Origin of the sequence: Ramlibacter sp., from assembly GCF_028292805.1 — a bacterium.
GTDB lineage: Bacteria > Pseudomonadota > Gammaproteobacteria > Burkholderiales > Burkholderiaceae_C > Ramlibacter.
In genome coordinates this window covers 1-19342 of record NZ_JAQGLS010000078.1, presented here as the reverse complement: position 1 = coordinate 19342, position 19342 = coordinate 1, and the positions used below count along the sequence as shown (strand labels likewise).

Annotated in this window: 16 protein-coding genes and 1 tRNA gene; 7 read left to right on the top strand and 10 right to left on the bottom strand. The window is 70.0% G+C overall.

The window, feature by feature from the left end; translation table 11 throughout:
• Positions 1 to 45 precede the first annotated feature (45 nt).
• Positions 46 to 1014 carry a tripartite tricarboxylate transporter substrate-binding protein gene (locus JWP65_RS04235; protein ID WP_299760659.1) on the bottom strand — a complete coding sequence of 323 codons (969 nt, stop codon included), beginning with the start codon at positions 1012 to 1014 and terminating at the stop codon, positions 46 to 48.
• A 167-nt stretch (positions 1015 to 1181) separates the two neighbouring features.
• Here JWP65_RS04235 and JWP65_RS04230 point away from each other — a divergent pair, with 167 nt between their 5' ends.
• A complete protein-coding gene (locus JWP65_RS04230; protein WP_299760657.1) occupies positions 1182 to 2441 on the top strand; it encodes an MFS transporter in 1260 nt (419 codons plus the stop codon).
• A 69-nt stretch (positions 2442 to 2510) separates the two neighbouring features.
• Here the strand turns inward: JWP65_RS04230 and JWP65_RS04225 are convergent, their stop codons facing one another.
• From JWP65_RS04225 to JWP65_RS04215, 3 genes are all read right to left on the bottom strand, one after another.
• Positions 2511 to 2765 carry a DUF3297 family protein gene (locus tag JWP65_RS04225; protein ID WP_299760655.1) on the bottom strand — a complete coding sequence of 85 codons (255 nt, stop codon included), beginning with the start codon at positions 2763 to 2765 and terminating at the stop codon, positions 2511 to 2513.
• Positions 2766 to 3212: 447 nt separating this feature from the next.
• Positions 3213 to 4754, bottom strand: coding sequence for an acetolactate synthase large subunit (locus JWP65_RS04220; RefSeq protein ID WP_299760653.1), 1542 nt, complete (start codon positions 4752 to 4754; stop codon positions 3213 to 3215).
• A 119-nt stretch (positions 4755 to 4873) separates the two neighbouring features.
• Positions 4874 to 4958: transfer RNA gene (locus tag JWP65_RS04215), tRNA-Leu, on the bottom strand.
• Positions 4959 to 5091: 133 nt separating this feature from the next.
• On the opposite strand from JWP65_RS04215, the gene JWP65_RS04210 reads away from it, so the two are divergent.
• On the top strand, positions 5092 to 5349 hold the full coding sequence (locus tag JWP65_RS04210; protein WP_299760651.1) for a DUF6139 family protein: 258 nt from the start codon (positions 5092 to 5094) through the stop codon (positions 5347 to 5349).
• 24 nt (positions 5350 to 5373) lie between these two features.
• Here JWP65_RS04210 and glgX read toward each other — a convergent pair whose 3' ends face one another.
• From glgX to JWP65_RS04195, 3 genes are read right to left on the bottom strand one after another with little or no spacing between them, the layout of a single operon-like run.
• Positions 5374 to 7512, bottom strand: a complete 2139-nt coding sequence (glgX, locus tag JWP65_RS04205; RefSeq protein WP_299760650.1) for a glycogen debranching protein GlgX — start codon at positions 7510 to 7512, stop codon at positions 5374 to 5376.
• A complete protein-coding gene (locus tag JWP65_RS04200; protein WP_299760648.1) occupies positions 7509 to 7892 on the bottom strand; it encodes a DUF192 domain-containing protein in 384 nt (127 codons plus the stop codon). Before JWP65_RS04200 ends, glgX begins: the two co-directional genes overlap by 4 nt.
• A gap of 5 nt (positions 7893 to 7897) precedes the next feature.
• Positions 7898 to 9016 (bottom strand): putative zinc-binding peptidase, encoded by a 1119-nt coding sequence (locus JWP65_RS04195; protein ID WP_299760646.1) that lies wholly within the window; start codon positions 9014 to 9016, stop codon positions 7898 to 7900.
• Between the two features lie 150 nt (positions 9017 to 9166).
• Between JWP65_RS04195 and JWP65_RS04190 the strand changes: the two genes are divergently transcribed.
• The 5 genes from JWP65_RS04190 (at position 9167) to JWP65_RS04170 (ending at position 14984) form a co-directional block, all read left to right on the top strand.
• Positions 9167 to 9991, top strand: coding sequence for an alpha/beta hydrolase (locus tag JWP65_RS04190; protein ID WP_299760644.1), 825 nt, complete (start codon positions 9167 to 9169; stop codon positions 9989 to 9991).
• Positions 9992 to 10004: 13 nt separating this feature from the next.
• Complete coding sequence (locus JWP65_RS04185; RefSeq protein ID WP_299760642.1) at positions 10005 to 11216, top strand: MFS transporter; 1212 nt, start codon at positions 10005 to 10007, stop codon at positions 11214 to 11216.
• A gap of 25 nt (positions 11217 to 11241) precedes the next feature.
• Complete coding sequence (locus tag JWP65_RS04180) at positions 11242 to 12030, top strand: SDR family oxidoreductase (RefSeq protein ID WP_299760640.1); 789 nt, start codon at positions 11242 to 11244, stop codon at positions 12028 to 12030.
• A 29-nt stretch (positions 12031 to 12059) separates the two neighbouring features.
• The gene (locus JWP65_RS04175; RefSeq protein ID WP_299760638.1) at positions 12060 to 13802 is read left to right on the top strand and encodes an ATP-binding protein; all 1743 of its coding nucleotides are present in this window, start codon (positions 12060 to 12062) and stop codon (positions 13800 to 13802) included.
• 201 nt (positions 13803 to 14003) lie between these two features.
• On the top strand, positions 14004 to 14984 hold the full coding sequence (locus tag JWP65_RS04170; protein WP_299760636.1) for an LLM class flavin-dependent oxidoreductase: 981 nt from the start codon (positions 14004 to 14006) through the stop codon (positions 14982 to 14984).
• Here the strand turns inward: JWP65_RS04170 and JWP65_RS04165 are convergent.
• The 3 genes from JWP65_RS04165 to JWP65_RS04155 all read right to left on the bottom strand — a co-directional run bounded on the left by JWP65_RS04165 (position 14954) and on the right by JWP65_RS04155 (position 19331).
• Complete coding sequence (locus tag JWP65_RS04165) at positions 14954 to 16969, bottom strand: glycosyl transferase family protein (RefSeq protein ID WP_299760634.1); 2016 nt, start codon at positions 16967 to 16969, stop codon at positions 14954 to 14956. The genes JWP65_RS04170 and JWP65_RS04165 overlap by 31 nt on opposite strands.
• Positions 16970 to 17403: 434 nt before the next feature.
• Complete coding sequence (locus JWP65_RS04160; RefSeq protein ID WP_299760633.1) at positions 17404 to 19092, bottom strand: NAD(P)/FAD-dependent oxidoreductase; 1689 nt, start codon at positions 19090 to 19092, stop codon at positions 17404 to 17406.
• A 71-nt stretch (positions 19093 to 19163) separates the two neighbouring features.
• On the bottom strand, positions 19164 to 19331 hold the full coding sequence (locus tag JWP65_RS04155; protein WP_299760631.1) for a hypothetical protein: 168 nt from the start codon (positions 19329 to 19331) through the stop codon (positions 19164 to 19166).
• Positions 19332 to 19342 lie beyond the last annotated feature (11 nt).

Sequence of the window (19342 nt, the reverse complement as noted above, 5' to 3'; positions counted from 1 at the left end):
AACGGCTGCATGGACGGGCTCGAGCCCGCAACGGCCGCGGCGGCGTCAGTTCGCCTTGACGCCCGCTTTCACCAGCAGCCCGCCCAGCACGTCGATCTCGCGCTGCAGATGCGCCCGCAGCGCTGCCGGCGTGGCCTGCTCCGCGCTCACGGCCGACACGCCCATGCCTTCCAGCCGGTTGCGCACCTCCGGGTCCGCCACGGCCTTTTGCAAAGCCGCTGTCAATTGCTCGAGCACCGGCCGCGGCGTGCCCTTGGGCGCGTACAGGCCGAACGAGATGTTGATGTCGAACTCCTGCACGCCGGCCTCGGCGATCGCCGGCAGCCCGGGCAACTGCGGCAGCCGCACCTTGCCGGCCGCGGCATAGGCCTTGATCTTGCCGCCCTTGACCGAAGGCACGGTGCCCGAGGTCTGGTCGCACAGCAGGTCGACCTGACCGCCCATCAGGTCGTTCAGCGCCGGCCCGGTGCCTTTGTACGGGATCTCGTTGAGCCTGACCTTCAGCGTGCTCATCATCATCAGCCCGCACAGGTGCGAGGCCGAGCCGACGCCGGCGTGCGCCAGGCTGACCTTGGGCCCGTTGGCGCGCACGTAGGCGACGAACTCGCTCAGGTCCCTGGCCGGAAAATCATTGCGCGCGACGATCAGCATCGGACCGCTGGTGGCCGAGCCGATCGGCTCGAAATCGTCCACCGGGTGGTACGGCAGGCCCTTGAACATCGCCGGGTTGGTGGCGTGGCTCACATGGATCATCAGCAGCGTGTAGCCGTCGGGCGCGGCGCGCGCCACCTTGGCCGTGCCGATGCTGCCGGAGGCGCCCGCCGTGTTGTCGACCACGACCTGCTGGCCCAGGTGCCTTTGCATGGCGCCCGCGAACACGCGCGTGATGGTGTCGCCCGGACCGCCCGGGGCGTACGGCATCACCAGCGTGATCGGCTTGGCCGGAAAGGCCTGCGCGGCCGCCGGCGGCGCCGCCACGGCGGCGGCCACCAGCGCCAGCGCGATGCCGAACATTCGATGCGTTCCAGATCTCAAGACGGTTCTCCCACGAACATGCGAGCCCGAGTCTAGGCAGGCGCCGCGGCCGCGGCGCCAGTGAATACCCGTGCCGCGCCGGCATGGCCTGCCATGCCGGAGAATCGGGTGAACGCAAACAACAAGCGCAAGCGCAGGGAGACATCTTGGACACCACAGTGCCGTGCCGCTGGTATTTCGGCTGGAACATCGTGGCCGCCGCCGCCTTCCTGACCCTGCTGTCGGTGGGCCTGCGGCTGGCCATCGGGCCGTTCTTCCTGCCGATCGCCGCCGACCTGGGCTTCAGCCGCAGCCTGCTGGCCGCCATCATTGCCGCCGGCATGCTGTGCTACGGCCTGGCGATGCCGCTGGCCGGCCTGCTGGTCGCGCGTTACGGCACCCGCTTCGTGCTGCTGCTGGGCACCGCCATCGTGGTGGCCGCGACCGCCTGGAGCGTGAACGCGCGCTCGCCCGTGGGCTTCCTGCTGTCGTTCGGCGTGCTGCTGTCGTTCGGCCTGGGCTTCACCAGCCCGGTGGCGCTTACGCCGGTGATCAGCCGCTGGTTCACCCGCCAGCGCGGCATGGCGCTGTTCTTCCTGTCCACCGGGTCGATGGCGGGCATGGCGGCGATGACGCCGGTGTTCACCTGGGCGATCGCGACCTGGGGCTGGCGCGCCACCATGGTCGGCTACGCCTGCGTCTTCACCGCCTTCACGGTGCTGGCCGCGCTGCTGGTGGTGCGCGACGATGCGCCAGCGCACACCGACCTGCTGCCCGACGAGATCGCGGCCGAACGCGCGCAGGGCACGCCGCCAGTGCAGAGCCTGCCGTTGCGCCAGGCGCTGGTGACGGTGCCGTTCTGGCAGATCTTCCTGGGCCTGTTCGCCTGCGGCTACAGCATGAACCTGCTGGGCACCCATGGCATGCCGATGCTGATGGACCATGGCTTCGACGCCACGACCAGTTCCCTGGGCATCGGGCTGATCGGCTTCGTCGCCATCTTCGGCACGCTGGTGCTCGGGCGCATGTCGGACCGGCTGCCGCGGCGCAACATCCTGGCCGCCATCTATTTCATCCGCGGCCTGGGCTTCTTCGCTCTGGTGCTGGTGGGCACCCACTGGGAGCTGTACATCGCCGCCACCATCGGCGGCCTGGTATGGGCCGGCAGCATCGCCATGTCGTCGGCCATCCTGGCCGACATCTACGGCGTGCGGCTGGTGGGCGTGATGTACGGGCTGGCCTACCTGGGCCACCAGGTCGGCGGCATGCTCAGTTCCTGGCTGGGCGGCTGGGGCTACGAAACCTTCGGCACCCACTGGGTGGCGTTCGGCAGCTCCGGCGTGCTGCTGCTGGCGGCCGCGGCCATCGCGCTGCAGTTGCCCAAGCGGGGGTTCCGACTGATGGCGCCGTTTCCGGCCAAGGTGTAGCCGGAAGCCGGTACTGGAGCCCCGCCTGCCCGGGGACGCCCTTCACTTCCGCTGCGCGGCGATGAAGGGTCATTTGTAGAACGCCTCGACCTTGCCCTTGAGCTTGAGCAGCAGGGGCTTGCCCTTGCGGTCCAGCGTCTTGCCGGCCGGGACCATCACCCAGCCTTCGCTGATGCAGTACTCCTCGACGTCGGTACGTTCCTTGCCGTTCAGGCGGATGCCCACGTCGTGCTGGAAGATTTCGGCGACATGGAACGGGCTGCGCGGCTCGGCGGAGAGGCGGTCGGGCAGGGGCGGCTGCGGCTGGGGGCTGGCTTCGGTCATGGCGCGATTGTCCCAGAGCCGCGCGGCGCGGCATTTTCCACGAAATTACCATCGGCGTGCAGCTCGAAGGAGCAGTGCTGCGCACTGCTCCTTCCTTGTTGACTGGGAAGAGTGAAGATGGGGCAGCAGCGTGCAGGGCAGGTTTTGGTGGTGGGTTTGATGGCCAAACCAGCTTAGCCATCACTCACCGTCAGTGCGAGCATGAGCGTCATGATTGACTGGTCCAGTTGTTCTGCGGTGGACGAGACCCAGCCGTGTTGGCGGCGCCTGAATCTTTCGTGGCACGCGCGTAGCGGTCGCTGCGCTCTTCGAAATCCACCTCGGTCAGTCTCGCGGATGCAAGCTTTTCCCCTCGAAGATTCAAAGCTCCTGACATGTCGGCGTACCTGGAAGGGCGTACGTACGGGCATACGAGGCGTGTGATGACGCGCCCGCCCTCGCGCCAGCTCACACCACCAGGTCGATCAGGAACGGCCCGTCCTGGCGGAAGCTTTTCGCCATCAGGTCGGCGCACTGCTCCATCGTGGTCGCGCGCGCCGCCTCCACGCCCATGCCCTTGGCCAGCGCCACCCAGTCGAGCGCGGGATCGCCCAGATCCAGCATCCGCATGGCGGTCGGCCCCGGCGTGGCGCCGACGTCCTTGAACTCCCCGATCAGGATGTTGTAGCGGCGGTTGTCGATCAGCACGGTGGTCACTGGCAGCCGCTCGCGCGCCTGCGTCCACAGCGACTGCAGCGAATACATGGCCGAGCCGTCGGCCTGCAGGTTGACCACGCGGCGGCCGCCGCCGGCGATCGCCGCGCCGGTGGCCACCGGCATGCCGTCGCCGATGGCACCGCCGGCCAGGTGCAGCCAGTCGTGCGCCGGCGCGGCATGGGTGTGGTGGTAGAAGCCGCGGCCATAGGAGATGCTTTCGTCCGAGACGATCGCATGCTCGGGCAGCAAGGCGGCCAGCGTCTGCGCCAGCGCTTCCGGCGTGGGTGCGCCGGCGGCGATGCCGGGCCGCGGCCCCGCCTCGGGCAGCGCGACCTCGGGTGCACCCAGCGCCTCGACCAGCGCGCGCAAGGCCGCCACGCCGTCCTGCTCGGGTCGCGCCAGCAGGTGCAGCTGCGCCTGCGGCGGGTACTGGATGGAAGGTTTGCCCGGGTAGGCGAAAAAGCCCACCGGCGCCTTGGCGCCGACCAGCACGATGTGATCGAAGCCGGCGAGCGCCGCGATGGCCAGGTCGGTGTTGTAGGGAACCCGTTCCAGTTGCAGCCGGCCGCGCCCGCGCGCCACGTGGGCGTTGACGTAGTCGGCCAGCAGGCGGGCGCCGGTGGCACTGGCAATGCGCCAGGCCAGCGCCTGCCCTTCGGCCTGGACCGCGCGGCCGGCCAGCAGCACCAGCACCTTGCCGCCGCCACTGCGCAGCGCGCGGGCGGCGGACTCGACGGCGAACGGATCGATCGCCGGCGGCGGCGGCACGGCCAGCGGCTGGGCGACGCTGCCGCCCGCATCCCACGACGCATCGGATGGCAGGATCAGCGTGGCGATCTGGCCGGGGAAGGTACGCGCGGCCTGCACCGCACCAGCGGCATCGCGACCGACGTGGCCGGAGCGCGTGCTGGTGCGGACCCAGGCCGAGACGGTGCGCGCCAGGGCGTCGGTGTCGGCGGTCAGCGGCGCGTCGTGCGGCCGGTGCCAGCTGGCCTGGTCGCCAACGATGTTGACGATGCCGCTACGAGCCCGGCGCGCGTTGTGCAGGTTGGCCAGACCATTGGCCAGGCCCGGCCCGCAATGCAGCAGGGTGCAGGCCGGCTTGCCGGCGATGCGCCAGTAGCCGTCGGCCATCCCGGTGACGACGTTCTCCTGCAGGCCGAGCACGCAGCGCATGCGGGCGCTCTCGTCGAGCGCGGCGACGAAGTGCATCTCGCTGGTGCCGGGGTTGGCGAAACAGGTGTCCACGCCGCAGCGCAGGAGGGTGTCGACGAGGCTGCGGGCGCCATTCATGCGGGGAAAGCTCCTTGCTGTGCGGAGCCGATTATCCGGCGCGGGGCGGCGGCCTGCGGCCTGAGCCTGTTCGAGGCAGGAGCCTGACCGGGGCCGGCGTTGCGCCGACCCGAATACGTTGGTGCCCAGGAGAGGACTCGAACCTCCACGATGTTACTCGCTAGTACCTGAAACTAGTGCGTCTACCAATTCCGCCACCTGGGCGCCTCAGGAGGATCGAATTGTACAGCCTCCTGAAGAGGTGAGCACCGCGGAGCAGGAACGGGGCCTGTTCCGACACCGCGCCGGCCCGTCCTTTGTCATCATGCAGCCTGCACAACCGACGCGAAGGAAGCACATGCAGGTCGACATCTACCGCCGCCCGGAGGCGGACAACAAGGTTTCCTACCTCCTGGTTCCCCACGGCCAGCCGATCCCGGAAGAAGCCACCAACGTGGACTGGGCGCAGCGCAAGGTGGGCGTGCACATCGACGAGACCAAGGAGCACCTCCACCCGTACCAGATCGACAGCCCCGCCGACCAGATCGCCGAGAAGGGCTACGCCATCACCGGCCTGGCGCACCAGGTCCCGGTGGGCGACGGCAGCATTCCCTGAGCCAGAGATCGAGGGCTGCCGACGTCAGCCGTCGACAACGCAGCGAAACAACATCAACGAGCGCGCGTTCAGCATCGTCTTGTCGCCGCAAGGATGCACCTGTTCGGCGGTGTCGTCGCTGGTGTCGAGCAGCAGTTCCCACTCGACGCAGTCGCCCACTCTGGGCAGCGTGAACTCCAGGTCCTCGTGCGAGGACGACAGCATCAGCAGCAGGTGGTCGTCGCGCCGCGGCTGGCCGAGCGCGTCGACCTCCTTGAGACCGTTGCCGGCCAGGAACATCGCCAGCGATTGCGTGTGCGGGTTGCGCCAGTCTTCGTCCGTCATCTCCAGGCCGTCGTGGCGGAACCACATGACGTCGTGCACATCGGTGCCGCGGATCGGCCGTCCCGAGAAGAACTTCTGCCGGCGCAGCGCCGGATGCTCCTTGCGGATGCGGATGAGGCGTTGCGTGAAGGCCAGCAGGGCCTCGTCCTTGCGCTGCCAGTCGTACCAGCTGATCTCGTTGTCCTGACAGTAGGCGTTGTTGTTGCCGCCCTGGCTGTTGCCGAATTCGTCGCCCCCCAGCAGCATGGGCGTGCCCTGGCTCAGGAGCAGCGTGGCCAGGAAGTTGCGCTGCTGGCGCGCCCGCAGGCGGTTGACTTCCTCGTCGTCGGTCTCGCCCTCGGCGCCGCAGTTCCAGGAGCGGTTGTCGTTGTGCCCGTCCTGGTTGCCTTCCTGGTTGGCCTCGTTGTGCTTGTCGTTGTAGCAGACGGTGTCGCGCAGGGTGAAGCCGTCGTGCGCGGTGATGAAGTTGATGCTGGCCGACGGCTTGCGGCCGTCGCCCTGGTACAGGTCGCTGTAGCCCGTCAGGCGGTAACCCAGGTCGCTGGCCAGCCCGCCCTCCCCTTTCCAGAAGGCGCGGATCGAGTCGCGGTAAACGCCGTTCCACTCGGCCCACTTCACCGGGAAGTTGCCGACCTGGTAGCCGCCCTCGCCCACGTCCCACGGCTCGGCGATCAGCTTGACCTGGCTGATGATCGGGTCCTGGTGGATGATGGTGAAGAAGCCCGACAGCTGGTCAACTTCATGCAGCCCGCGCGCCAGCGTGCTGGCCAGGTCGAAGCGAAAGCCGTCGACGTGCATCTCCTGCACCCAGTAGCGCAGCGAATCCATGATCAGCTGCAAGGTCTGCGGGTGCCGCACGTTGAGCGTGTTGCCGGTGCCGGTGTAGTCGAAGTAGTGGCGTGGGCTGTCCGGCACCAGCCGGTAGTAGGTCGGGTTGTCGATGCCCTTGAAGCTGAGCGTGGGCCCCATGTGGTTGCCCTCGGAGGTGTGGTTGTAGACCACGTCCAGGATCACTTCCAGGCCGGCGGCGTGCAGCGCCTTGACCATGTCCTTGAACTCGCGCACCGCCCCCACCGGGTCGCCCTGGCGGCAGGCCGCGCTGTAGCGCAGTTCCGGGGCGAAGAAATTCAGGGTGGAATAGCCCCAGTAGTTGGTCAGCTTCTTGTCGAGAAGGAACGGGTCGTCCAGGTGCGCATGCACCGGCATCAGCTCGATCGCCGTGACCCCCAGTTCCTTCAGGTAGCCGACCATCGCCGGGTGCGCCAGCCCGCGGTAGGTGCCGCGCAGCTCCTGCGGCACGTCGGGGTGCAGCATGCTCAGGCCCTTGACGTGCGTCTCGTAGATCACCGATTCGTGCAGCGGGATGTTGGGGGCGCGGTCGCCGCGCCAGTCGAACGCCGGATCGACCACCACGCCCAGCGGCACGCCCCGCACCTCCTCCTCCAGCATCGCGTAGTCCTCGCGCTCATCGCCCAGCCGGTAGGCGAACACCCCCTGGTCGAAGCTTTCCACCGAGGCCAGTGCCTTGGCGTACGGATCGAGCAGGACCACATTCGGATTGAAGCGCAGCCCCTGGTCCGGCTCGTACGGGCCGTGCACCCGGTAGCCATAGCGCTGGCCCGGCCGCAGCAGCGGCACGTAGCCGTGCCACACAAACGCGGTCTGCTCTCGCAACGGCAGGCGGGTTTCGTGGCCGTCCTCGTCGAACAGGCACAGCTCCACCCTGGTCGCGTTCTCGGAGTACAGCGCGAAGTTCACGCCTTCGCCGTCCCAGCTGGCGCCCAGCGGATAGGGTTGGCCCGGCCGCAGCGGCGCCGGCTCGGGGGGCGTGGCCGTCATGCGCTTTCCTGCGGCAGGAACGGTGGACCGGACAGCCGCGTGCCGGCCGGGATCGCCCGCTCGGCGAACCAGCCCTGGTTGACCTCCAGCACCCAGCGCACCGGATGCTCCGAACTGCAGCCGTCCAGGGCATGCGGGTCCATGTCGTCGAGCTTGACGATGGTGCCGTCCTCGTCGAGGAAGGCGATGCTCAATGGCAGCGGTGTGTCCTTCATCCAGAACTTCTGGACCGCGCGCTCGTCGCACATGAACAGCATCCCTTCGTCTTCGGGAAGGTCGCGCCGGAACATGAGGCCGAGGGAGCGCTCCTCGGGCGTGCGGGCGACATGCGCGTAAAGCTCGTGCTCGCCGGCCAGCAACTGCACGCGGGGCAGGTTCATATTGCTCATGCCGGTGGTTGCTCCAGGCCCTGATCGACCTTCTGGGCCTTGCGGTTGGCCTGGATCACATCGTGCACGTAGCGCAGCTTGCGCAGTGCGCCGGCGGTGAGCGCGAACGGATAGGCGTCCTCCTGGCCCAGGCTGCGGTTCAGACTGTTGACCAGCAAGGTGATCGGCACCCATTGCTCGACCAGTTCCTCGAACACCGGCGCCTTCTGCTCGAACGGATTGACCAGCTCTTCCAGCTCGTCCTCGTCGTCGCCCGGCAGCGTGATGCGCGTGTTGTAGGAGGCCGCGGTCTCCAGCAGGTCGACCATGTGCAGGTAGTGGGCCCAGGTCTCGGCCCAGTCCTCCCAGGGGTGGGACGTGGCATAGGCGCTGACGTGTTCCAGCTGCCAGTTGGCCGGGTTGCCGCCGGCTTCGTAGTGGCGCCGAAGCGCCTCGCCGTAATCGACCGATTCGTCGCCGAACACCTCCCGGAAAGGCTCGACCTGGTTGCCGTCGCGGATCAGCACGTCCCAGTAGTAGTGCCCGATCTCGTGCCGGAAGTGGCCGAGCAAGGTACGGTACGGCTCGTGCAGCGCAACGCGGCGGCGCACCCGCTCGTCGTCGTCGGCCTCGGCCACGTTGATGGTGATCAGGCCTTCCGAGTGGCCGGTCATCACCGGCGCGCCCGGCAGGTCTTCCAGGAATTCGAACACCGGGCCGTCCGGCTCGCCGCCCTGCGGCTCCGGCGAGATCAACCCGAGCTTGGCCAGCGTGTAGAACAGGCGCCGCTTGGCGACTTCTATGCGGTACCAGCGCTGGTGGTTCTCGGGTTTGGACAGGTCTGGCAGCACCCGCGTCAGCCGGCAGGCCACGCAGTAGGGGTTGTCGTCCTCGGCGGGCACCACGAAATTGCAGGCCGCGTGGTCGGTGTTGCGGCACAGGCGGTACTGGCGCGGCGCCTTGCGGCGGCGGCCGCGGGCCTTGATCTGCCACCGGCCGTCGCTGCCCTGGATCGGCTCGATCGCAGCCATGGTCATTCGATCTGGCAGGAAGGCCAGCTGGCTCTTGCAGTTCAGGCATTCCACGTTCTCGAAGAACAGGGCCTGGCCGCACTTCTGGCAACGAAAGGTTTTCATGATGGGAGTCGGTGGTTCACCCGCATGGTCGCCCGCCGCGCAGTCCCGGTTCGTAGGACGGAGCCTCAGCAGACTGAAAACCTTCCGGCCGGCCAGCGTCGGTTGCCCGCAGAATCGGGGGCTGCCACCCATTCGAGCCAGGACGACTTCTTGACCGCCGCCTTCCCGCCCCCTTCCTCCTTCGTCGAAATCGACTGGGCCGGCCGCCCCGCGCGCATCGAACACCAGTGGGTGGGCAGCGGCGACCGGCGCGCGCCGCTGCTGGTGTTCCTGCACGAGGGCCTGGGCTCGGTCGCCATGTGGCGCGACTTCCCGGCCCGCCTGTGCGATGCCCTGGGCGCTGCCGGCCTGGTGTATTCGCGCCCCGGCTACGGCCGCTCGACGCCGCGCGCCGAGGGCGAACAGTGGGGGCCCGACTTCATGCACCGGCAGGCCGACGAGGTGCTGCCCGCCCTGCTGCGGGCGCTGGGCATCGAGCCGTCCCGCGAGGAGCTCTGGCTGTTCGGCCACAGCGACGGCGCCTCCATCGCCCTGCTGTACGCGGCGCACCAGCCCGGCGGGCTACAGGGCGCGATCGTGCTGGCGCCGCACATCCTGGTGGAGGACGTGTCGATCGACAGCATCGCCCAGGCCCGCGCGGCCTGGCGCGATGGCGACCTGCGCGAGCGGCTGGCGCGCTACCACGACGAGCCGGCGTCGGCCTTCGAAGGCTGGAACGGGGCCTGGTTAAACCCGGCCTTTCGCGCCTGGTCGATCGAGCAGGAACTGGATGCCATCCGCTGCCCGGTGCTGGCGGTGCAGGGCCTGGACGACGAGTACGGCACCCTGGAGCAGGTCCGCGGCATTGCCAGCCGGGTGCCCGGCACCGAGCTGCTGGAGCTGCCGGCCTGCGGCCATTCGCCGCACCGCGACCAGCCGCAGCTGCTGCTCGAACGCGTCGCCAGCTTCGTGCGCCGGCACCGGCGCGGTCGCTGACGCCCGGCTCGCCGTGACCCAAGCCGAGAGCGCCCCCGCGGCCCTGCCGCCGGCCACCCGCGCCGCCATCACCCTGCTGTCGCTGGCCGCCTTCCTCAGCGGCGCGGCGCTGCGCATCTGCGACGGCCTGATCCCGCGGCTGGCCAGCGACTTCGTGCTCACTGCCGGCCAGGCCGGCCGGGTGGTGATCACCTTCTCCATCGCCTACGGGCTGGCGCAGCTGGCCTTCGGGCCGCTGGGCGACCGCTATGGCAAGGCGCGGCTGGTCTGCGTGGCCTTGTTCGGCTGCGCGGCCGGCGCCCTCGCCTGCGCCTTCGCGCCGGGCTTCGAGGCCCTGACCTGGCTGCGGGTCGGCTGGGGGCTGGCCGCGGCCGGCATCGTCCCGCTGGCGATGGCCTGGGTCGGCGACAACGTGCCGTACGCGCAGCGCCAGGAGACGCTGGCGCGGCTGTTGATGGGCACCTTGTCTGGGATGATGATCGGCCAGCTCGCCGGCGGCCTGTTCGCCGACTCGGCGGCCGGCTGGCGCGGCGCCTTCCTGGCCTTGTTCGCGGGCTACCTGGCGGTGGCGCTGCTGCTGCTGCTGCGCCTGCGGCACATCACGGCGGCCCCGCCGCCGCAGCGCGGCACCGGCCGCTTCCCGCTGCTGGCGCAACTGGGGGTGGTGCTGCGCGAGCCCTGGGCCCGGGTCGTGCTGGCCTCGGCACTGGCCGAAGGCATCTTCCTGATGGGGCCGCTGGCCTTCCTGCCGGCCTTCCTGCACCAGCGCTTCGGGCTGGCGCTGTCGGTCGCCACTGCCCTGGTCGCGCTGTTTGCCGTCGGCGGCCTCGTCTACACGGCGATGGCGCGGCGGATCGTGCGCCGCTGGGGCGAGCGCCGCATGGTGCTGGCCGGCGGCGCCTTCATGGGGCTGGGCTTCCTGGCCTGGTGGCAGGCGCCGCTGGCCTGGCTGGCGGCGCCGGTCGCGCTGCTGGTAGGCTTCGGCACCTACCTGTACCACAACACGCTGCAGACCAATGCGACGCAGATGGCCCCGTCGGTGCGCGGCACCTCGGTGGCGCTGTTCGCGTTCTGCCTGTTCTTTGGCCAGGCAATCGGCGTGACGCTGGCCGGCTGGGCCTTCGACCGCTTCGGTGCCGCGCCCCTGCTGCTGGGGCCGGCGCTGGCCCTGCCGGTGGCCGGCTGGGCTTTTGCACGGGCGCTGGCGCGCCGCACCCAGGCCTGACGGCCGCAACAAGGAAAGGACGACGATGGACCTGGAACTCAAAGGCAAGCACGTGCTGGTCACCGGCGGCAGCCGCGGCATCGGGCTGGCCTGCGCCCTCGAATTCCTGCGCGAAGGAGCGCGCGTGACCCTGGTGGGGCGCAGCCGCGGCAACATGGACCAGGCACTGGCGCAGCTGCGGCAGGCCGGCTTCACCGCCACCGGCTGCTGCGCCGACCTGGCCGACGCGGCCGAGGCGCTGCGGGCCGTGGACGAAGCCGAGGCTGCCGGCGGGCCAATCGAGATTCTGGTGAATTCGGCCGGCGCGGCCAGGCGGACCCCGTTCGACGAACTGCAGCCCCAGGACTGGCACGACGCCATGCAGGCCAAGTTCTTCACCTACATCCATGTGCTGGACCCGGTCGTGCGCCGCATGGGCGCGCGCGGCGCCGGCGCCATCGTCAACGTGGTCGGCATGGGCGGCAAGGTGGCCTCGCCCACCCACCTGGCCGGCGGCGCGGCCAATGCCGCCCTGATGCTGGCCAGCGCCGGCCTGGCGGCCGCCTGGGGCGCCCGGGGCGTGCGGGTCAACGCGGTCAATCCGGCCATGACCCAGACCGAGCGGGTGGCCCAAGGCCTGGCCGCCGACGCCAGGCTGCGCAACACCACGCCCGAGGAAGTGCTGCGCCAGGCCCAGGCGAAAATGCCGCTGGGGCGGATGGCGACGGCGGAAGAAGTTGCGGCGGCGGTGGTGTTCCTCGCCTCGCCGCGGGCCAGCTACATCTCCGGCGCCGTGTTGTCAATGGACGGCGCCGCCACGCCGATGATCGTCTAGCCAGGCACGCCCGGACAGGACTCCCATTGATGCCAACGCAGCGCGGCCAGCCCGACTTTCTGGAGACGGCGCCCGCGATCCAGCTGCAGCAGCTGCAGGAAGGGGCCAACGACTGGCGCCGCATCTTCGGCGCCGTCATGGCGTTCATCGTGCTCCTGATCTGGGGCACCTACGCCGAGCACACGGCGCACGAGCACCGGCTGGCGCTGGAGACCGCCGCCGAGCGCGACGCCAACCTGGCCACCTCGGTGGACCTGTACGCCGTGCGCGTGTTCCGCAACGCCCGCGCGGTCCACCAGCTGCTGGCCAACGTCTATCGTGACGAAGGCGAGGCGCGGCTGGTGGAGCTGCTGCACGAGCGGCTGCGGGCCAACGACGCCTTCGTCGAACTGGCGGTCTGCACCGGCGACGGCCGCATCCTCGGGCCGGCGTCCTTTCTCGACGCCGCCGACTGCGCGCGGCTGCAGGCCGGTACGCGGACCTCCACCGAGGTGACCGTGGGCACGCCGGTGCGCACCGGCGGCGCGCTGCTGGTGCCCCTGAGCCTGCCGATGGGGCCGCCCGGCACCGGCGCGCCGGACATCGCAGTGGCGCTGGCGCCGGTGCACAGCATGCTGGGGATCATGGCGTCGGCGCGCTTGCGCGACGCCACCACCGTCGTTCTGGTGGGCGACGACGGTGCGGCGCGGGCCGCCTGGCAGTCCGGCTCCGGCGCGCTGTCGCGGCAGGAAGACGCCCAGGCTCTCGCCGTCCTGCGCCACCAGCGCCCCGACGGCGCCACGCCTTCGATCGGGGCGCAGGAGCAGCTGGTGTCGGTGCGTGCCCTGCCGGCCTGGGAACTGCAGGTGGTGGTGGCGACGTCGCGCGCCGACGCGCTGGCCGCCTTCCAGCAGCGGCGCCTGTTCTACCTGCTGGTGTGCGCCGTGATGTCGCTGGCGATCCTGGGCGTGTACCTGGTGCTCAACCGGCTGCAGCTGGAAAGCACGCGCCGCGCCAAGTCGCTCAGCCGGGCCCGCACGCAGTTGCAGAACCTGAACCAGCAGCTGGATGCGCAGGTGCAGCAACGCACCCTGCAGCTGGAGCAGGCCTATCGCGACCTGGAAAGCTTCTCCTACACCATCGCCCACGACGTGCGCGCGCCGCTGGCCGCGATCGACGCCTTCGCCGCCGAACTCGAAGCCGTGGTGGCCTCGGCCGGCGGCGACAAGCACGTGCGCTACCTGGCCCGCATCCGCGCCAATGCCAGCCAGATGAACGAGCTGACGCAGCACCTGCTGGACCTGGGCAAGCTCACCCGCGCGCCGTTGCGGCTGGTGCGGGTGGACCTCACGGGCATCGCCAACGAGCTGCTGGGGCAGCTGCGGGATGCGCAGCCGCGGCGGCCGGTGGAGATCCACGTGCAGGACGACCTGGCCGCGCGCGCCGACGCGCCGCTGCTGCGCCAGGTGCTGGACAACCTGCTGGGCAACGCCTGGAAATTCAGCGGCGCCCGCAACCCGGCGCGCATCACCTTCGGCCGGCTCGACGACGCGCAGGCGGAGGGCTGGCAGACCTTCTTCGTCAGCGACAACGGCGCCGGCTTCAACAGCAATGAAGCCAGCGCGCTGTTCCAGCCATTCCAGCGCATGCACACCAGCAGCGAATTCCCCGGTACCGGCGTCGGTCTGGCGACGGTGCAGCGGATCCTGGCGCTGCATGGCGGCAAGGTGTGGTGCCAGGCCACGCCCGACGAAGGCGCCACCTTCTTCTTCACGCTGCGCGCGCCGGCCTAGGAGGCTGAGCGCTCAACGCGCCGGTTGCAGCCCCAGCCGCCGCGCCGTCTGCCCTAGCCGGGCGCGCGAACCCGCGCAGGCGCGAGCGCGACAGCGCGGCGGGGTGAGAAGCAGCAGGCGCCGGCGGATGAGCATGGGGCGAATCGTGCAAGCAGCGGCCGCCGCACTTGCCATCGCGCCAGGCAGCCCCAGATACCCTGGATGACTTCGCTTTCCGTCCTCGACCTGTCCCCCATCACTGAAGGCAGCGACGCCGCCCAGTCGTTCCGCAACAGCCTGTCGCTGGCCCAGCGGGCGGAAGACCTGGGCTACCGGCGTTTCTGGCTGGCCGAACACCACGGCATGCCGGGCATCGCCAGTGCCGCCACCGCCGTGCTGATCGGCTACGTGGCCGGCGGCACCAAGACCATCCGGGTCGGCGCCGGCGGCGTCATGCTGCCCAACCACTCGCCGCTGGTGATCGCCGAGCAGTTCGGCACGCTGGAGTCGCTCTACCCCGGCCGGATCGACCTGGGCCTCGGCCGGGCGCCCGGCTCCGACCAGATCACCGCCCGCGCGCTGCGGCGCAACCTGCAGACCGACCCGGACGAATTTCCGCGTGACGTGGTCGAACTGATGGATCTGCTGTCGCAGCAGCCGCGGCAGTCGGTGCGCGCGGTGCCGGGCACCGGGCTGCAGGTGCCGATCTGGATCCTGGGCTCCAGCCTGTTCGGGGCCCAGCTGGCCGCGATGCTGGGGCTGCCCTACGCATTCGCGTCGCACTTCGCGCCGCAGCAGATGATGCAGGCGATCGAGATCTACCGCGCCACCTTCAAGCCTTCGGCGCAGCTGGCCAAGCCTTACGTCATGCTCGGCTTCAACGTGTTCGCGGCCGACACCGACGCCCAGGCGCAGGTGCTGGCCACCTCGATGCAGCAGGCCTTCGTCAACTTGCGCAGCGGCCGGCCCACCAAGCTGCAGCGGCCGCTGCCCGGCTACCTGGAGCGGCTGGGGCCGCAAGAGCGCACGATGCTGGACGGCGTGCTCGCCGCCACCGCCATCGGCTCGCCCGATACGGTGCGACGCGGGCTGCGCGAGTTCATCGAGCGCACCGGCGCCGACGAACTGATGATCACCTCGCAGATGTACGACCACGCCGCGCGGCTGCGGTCCTACGAAATCACCGCCGGCCTGCTGGCCTGAAGCTGCAGCGCCTGGGCCAGCAGCGCGGCCTGGATCTCTTGCGCGGGCTGCACCTCGGTGCGCACCGCGAATTCGAAAGCCTGCGCCTGCAGCTCCTCCAAGGCGGCGGCGAGTTCGCTGTCCCGCGCGATCTGCTGCCGCGGCACCGCGCCCAGGTGCCGGCTGGCTTCCAGCAGCGCTGGCTCGTCCAGCGGCGTGGCCACGGCAAGGAGCGGGCGGCCGGCGGTGTCCGCTCCGATGCACACTGCGCGCAGGCGCAATGCGACGTCCATGGGCAATGACGCCGCATGCCGTCGCACCTGGCCCGCGTCGAGCTGCGCCCGCCCCAGGTCGGCCTGGTAGGCGAGCGCTTCCGCCAGTGTCTCTTCGTCCAGCCAGCCGCGCGCCACCAGCAGCTGGCCCAGCGGACCCGGCTGCGCCACCTGCGCCCGCAGTGCCTGCTCCAGGTGGTCCGGCGCCACCGCCTCCCAGGTGCGCAGCAGCTCCCCGAGTCGCTGGCGGTCGCGCACCAGCTGGTCGGCGCTGGGGAAATCGTGTGCCGTCTTGTCCCACACCAGCTTGCGGCCCAACACCATCGAGAGCAGGTACAGCCGCCACGCGCGGCCGACCGCCAGGCAATTGACGAAGTTGCCGATGACCATGCGCGGCAGCGACATCAGGCCGTGCAGGCCGCCGTACAGGCGAGCGGTGAAGTACATCCGCTGCGCCACGCGCAAGGTGAGGAAACCGGCATTGACCCAGACCAGCGACCGCCAGGAGCTGCCGGCGGCGAACAGGTCGGCGCGCACCGGCGCCCACCAGCCAGCAGCGCTGCCGGCGTGCAGCAGCAAGAACTGGGCGGCGATCGCGTACGCCACGATGCTGACGAAGGACGTGACCACGCCCTTGCGGTCATGCAGCAGGAAATAACGCGCCGCGGTCGTGCGGCCGCGCCAGGGAATCTGGTGCCAGCCTTGCAGCCCGATGCCGAGCACCCAGCGTGACTTCTGCCGGTAGGCGGCACGAAAGCTGTCGGGAAAGAATTCGCGCACCGACATCGGTGCGTGCACATCCTGCTCGATCTGGACGCCGCGCCAGTTGCGTCGCCGCACGCGGTAGGTGACCGGAAAGACGCCGAAGATCGACGCCATGCCCAGCGCCTGCAGCCGCATGCCGACGTCGTAGTCCTCGGTCAGGCTGCAGATGTTGAACGGGCTGTTGCCGGTGGAGCCCACCAGCGCGGCGAGGGCGCGCCGCGAAAAGCAGGTGCCGACGCCGGCCGACGGCACGGTGCCGGCGACGCTCTCGCGCACCAGCATTTCCTTGCCATGGCTTTCGGCAAACTCGTCCATGTAGGTGCCGGCCACCAGCTCGCCGAGCCTGCGCTCCAGGGACGCCACGGGCAGCTGGATCATGTCCTTGCGCGGCAGCAGGTAGTTGAAGAACTTCAGCTCCAGCGGATGCAGCACATCTTCGCTGTCGTGCAGGACCACGCCGGCGAAGCTGGTGCCGGTCAGCTGCTCGTGCGCGAAGATCGCGTCGACCACGTGGTTCAGGCAATCGGCCTTGCAGGTTGGTCCGGGGTGCGGCACCTCGACCCGGCGCAGCCGGCGGTAGCGGCGGCACATGCGCTCCACCTCCGCCACCGTCGCGGCGTCGTTGACGTAGGTGCCGATGAAGACGACGTACTGCTGGTAGTCGAGCACCTGCATCAGGTTTTCCACCATGGAGGCGATCACGTCGGACTCCTGCCAGGCCGGCACCATGACGGCGATCGGCTGCTCGCTGCGTTCGCTCAGCTGCAGTGGCGTCAGCGGTTGCAGCCGGCCGGTGCGCTCCAGCGTCCACCAACGCAGCAGGCGGCGACACCAGTACCAGCCGTCGATGAACAGGTCGTCCAGCGAGGACAGCAGGATGACGACGGCGACGATCGCGGCGGCGGCTTCCAGCCCGGCGTGGTAGTTGCCAGCGTTGAAGGCCAAGTTGGAAGAAAACGTGTCTGGCATGGTCATTGTGTGACCGAACGAATCTAGATGTCACCGCATGAGCTACCCGAAGGTGCCCCGCGCGTCGCTGCGTAAGAGGCCGCCTACACGCGCCAACGCGATCGAAAAAGCAGACAAGCGCCGCTGCCGGCGCAACGATCACGGCCGACGCCGTGCCTTGGACACGGCCACGCCGAACCAGGCGCTGGTCTGGTAGCCGGGCACTGCTTTGAGCGCCGTCGGCAGCCGGCTTGATGGCGAACTCCGTGCCGAGGTTGTTGCCGCCACCGGACTTGTTCTCCCCCCGCACCTGCTGGCCGACGCTGCGACAGCCACTGCCCCATCAGCCGCGCCACCAGGCGGTGGAACCGCCCGGCGGACGGGACCACCCACTTGATCGGACGGCTCGGGTGGCCGCCGGTTGCGCAGGGGGTCGGCCCATGGCCGGCGGGACGCTACCGGGGCGGCAGCGACGCGTCCGCCGCCAGGCCCAGCAGCGCGCGCGCCACCGACTCGGCGACCTCGATGCCGTCGACCCCGGCGGACATGATGCCGCCCGCATAGCCAGCGCCCTCGCCCGCGGGATAAAGGCCGCGCACGTTCAGGCTTTGGTGCTGGCGATCGCGCGTGATGCGCAGTGGCGACGAGGTGCGCGTCTCGACGCCGGTCAGCACCGCATCCGGCATGGCAAAGCCGGCGATCTGCCGCTCGAAGGCGGGCAGCGCCTCGCGGATCGCGTCGAGCGCGTACTCGGGCAGGCTGCCGCGGCCCGGCTGGGCCAGGTCGGTCAGGCGCACGCCCGGCTGGTACGAAGGCAGCACCTTGCCCAGCACGCTGCTGCGCTGGCGTTTGACGAAGTCGCCCACCAGCTGGCCCGGCGCGACGTAGCCGCCCTCGCCCAGCTCGAAGGCGCGCGATTCCCACAGGCGCTGGAAGCGCATGCCGTCCAGCGGATTCACCGGGCCTTCGGTGGCGCCGTCCTGCCGGTAGTCCTGCGGGGTGACGCCGACCACGATGCCGGCGTTGGCGTTGCGCTCGTTGCGCGAGTACTGGCTCATGCCGTTGGTGACCACGCGGTCCGGCTCCGAGGTCGCCGCCACCACGGTGCCGCCGGGGCACATGCAGAAGCTGTAGACGCTGCGGCCATTCTTGGCGTGGTGCACCAGCTTGTAGTCGGCCGCGCCCAGGATTGGGTTGCCGGCGTTGGGGCCGAAGCGCGCATTGTCGATCAGCCCTTGCGGGTGCTCGATGCGAAAGCCCACCGAGAACGGCTTGGCTTCCATGAAGACGCCGCGTTCGTGCAGCATGGTGAAGGTGTCACGGGCACTGTGGCCCAGCGCCAGCACGACGTGGTCGGCGCGCAATTGCTCGCCCGAGGCCAGCGTCACGCCGCGCAGCTGCGCCTGCTCGCCGGCGCGCTCGATCAGCACGTCGCTCACCTGCTGGCCAAAGCGCACCTCGCCGCCCAGCGCCACGATCTCGGCGCGCATCTTCTCCACCACCCCGACCAGCCGGAAGGTGCCGATGTGCGGCTTGCTGACGAACAGGATCTCGTCGGGCGCGCCGGCCTTGACGAACTCGGCCAGCACCTTGCGGGTGAGGTGGCGCGGGTCGCTGATCTGGCTCCACAGCTTGCCGTCGCTGAAGGTGCCGGCGCCGCCTTCGCCGAACTGCACGTTGGACTCGGGGTCCAGCACGCCGCGGCGCCACAGGCCCCAGGTGTCCTGGGTGCGCTGGCGCACTTCCTTGCCGCGCTCCAGCACGATGGGCCGCAGGCCCATCTGCGCCAGCAGCAGGGCGGCGAAGATGCCGCAGGGGCCGAAGCCCACCACCAGCGGCCGGGGCCGCTCGGTGGCGAAGAAGTCGGCCGGCGCATGCCCGGCGAAGCGGTAGCGGGTGTCCGGCGCCGGCTTCACGTGCGGGTCGCCCTGTCTGGCCGCCAGCACCGCCGCCTCGTCGCGCAGCTGGCAGTCGACCGTGTAGGTCAGGACGATGGCGCTCTTCTTGCGGGCGTCGTAGGCCCGCCTGAAGACCTCGCAGGAGAGCAGGTCGGCGTCCGCAATGCCGAGGCGGCGCACGACGGCGGCACGCACCGCGTCGTCGGCGTGGTCCAGGGGCAGTCGCAGTTCGGTGATTCTCAGCATCGCGGGGCCAGGGTTGGGGCCTGAATGCAAAACGCCGCCCACGGGCGGCGGATCGTGCAGGCCGAGGGGACTCAGCCGCCCTTGCGGGGGCGCTTGCCGGGGTTCTTCTTGCTGCGGGTGTGGGAACCGCGTTCCAGGCTGATCTTCTGGCCGTGGCCGGCGGTGAGGGTCACGCCATTCGGGGCGACGGCTTTGGGGGTGGCGCGGCGATCCGCTTCGGTGACGATCTTGTTGCCCATGACGGCTCCGT

Coding starts and splice junctions, on each gene's coding strand:
- JWP65_RS04235 (WP_299760659.1), bottom strand. CDS start 1,014: ATGTTCGGCATCGCGCTGGCGCTGGTGGCCGCCGCCGTGGCGGCGCCG.
- JWP65_RS04225 (WP_299760655.1), bottom strand. CDS start 2,765: ATGACCGAAGCCAGCCCCCAGCCGCAGCCGCCCCTGCCCGACCGCCTC.
- JWP65_RS04220 (WP_299760653.1), bottom strand. CDS start 4,754: ATGAATGGCGCCCGCAGCCTCGTCGACACCCTCCTGCGCTGCGGCGTG.
- JWP65_RS04210 (WP_299760651.1), top strand. CDS start 5,092: ATGCAGGTCGACATCTACCGCCGCCCGGAGGCGGACAACAAGGTTTCC.
- glgX (WP_299760650.1), bottom strand. CDS start 7,512: ATGACGGCCACGCCCCCCGAGCCGGCGCCGCTGCGGCCGGGCCAACCC.
- JWP65_RS04200 (WP_299760648.1), bottom strand. CDS start 7,892: ATGAACCTGCCCCGCGTGCAGTTGCTGGCCGGCGAGCACGAGCTTTAC.
- JWP65_RS04195 (WP_299760646.1), bottom strand. CDS start 9,016: ATGAAAACCTTTCGTTGCCAGAAGTGCGGCCAGGCCCTGTTCTTCGAG.
- JWP65_RS04180 (WP_299760640.1), top strand. CDS start 11,242: ATGGACCTGGAACTCAAAGGCAAGCACGTGCTGGTCACCGGCGGCAGC.
- JWP65_RS04175 (WP_299760638.1), top strand. CDS start 12,060: ATGCCAACGCAGCGCGGCCAGCCCGACTTTCTGGAGACGGCGCCCGCG.
- JWP65_RS04170 (WP_299760636.1), top strand. CDS start 14,004: ATGACTTCGCTTTCCGTCCTCGACCTGTCCCCCATCACTGAAGGCAGC.
- JWP65_RS04165 (WP_299760634.1), bottom strand. CDS start 16,969: ATGCCAGACACGTTTTCTTCCAACTTGGCCTTCAACGCTGGCAACTAC.
- JWP65_RS04160 (WP_299760633.1), bottom strand. CDS start 19,092: ATGCTGAGAATCACCGAACTGCGACTGCCCCTGGACCACGCCGACGAC.
- JWP65_RS04155 (WP_299760631.1), bottom strand. CDS start 19,331: ATGGGCAACAAGATCGTCACCGAAGCGGATCGCCGCGCCACCCCCAAA.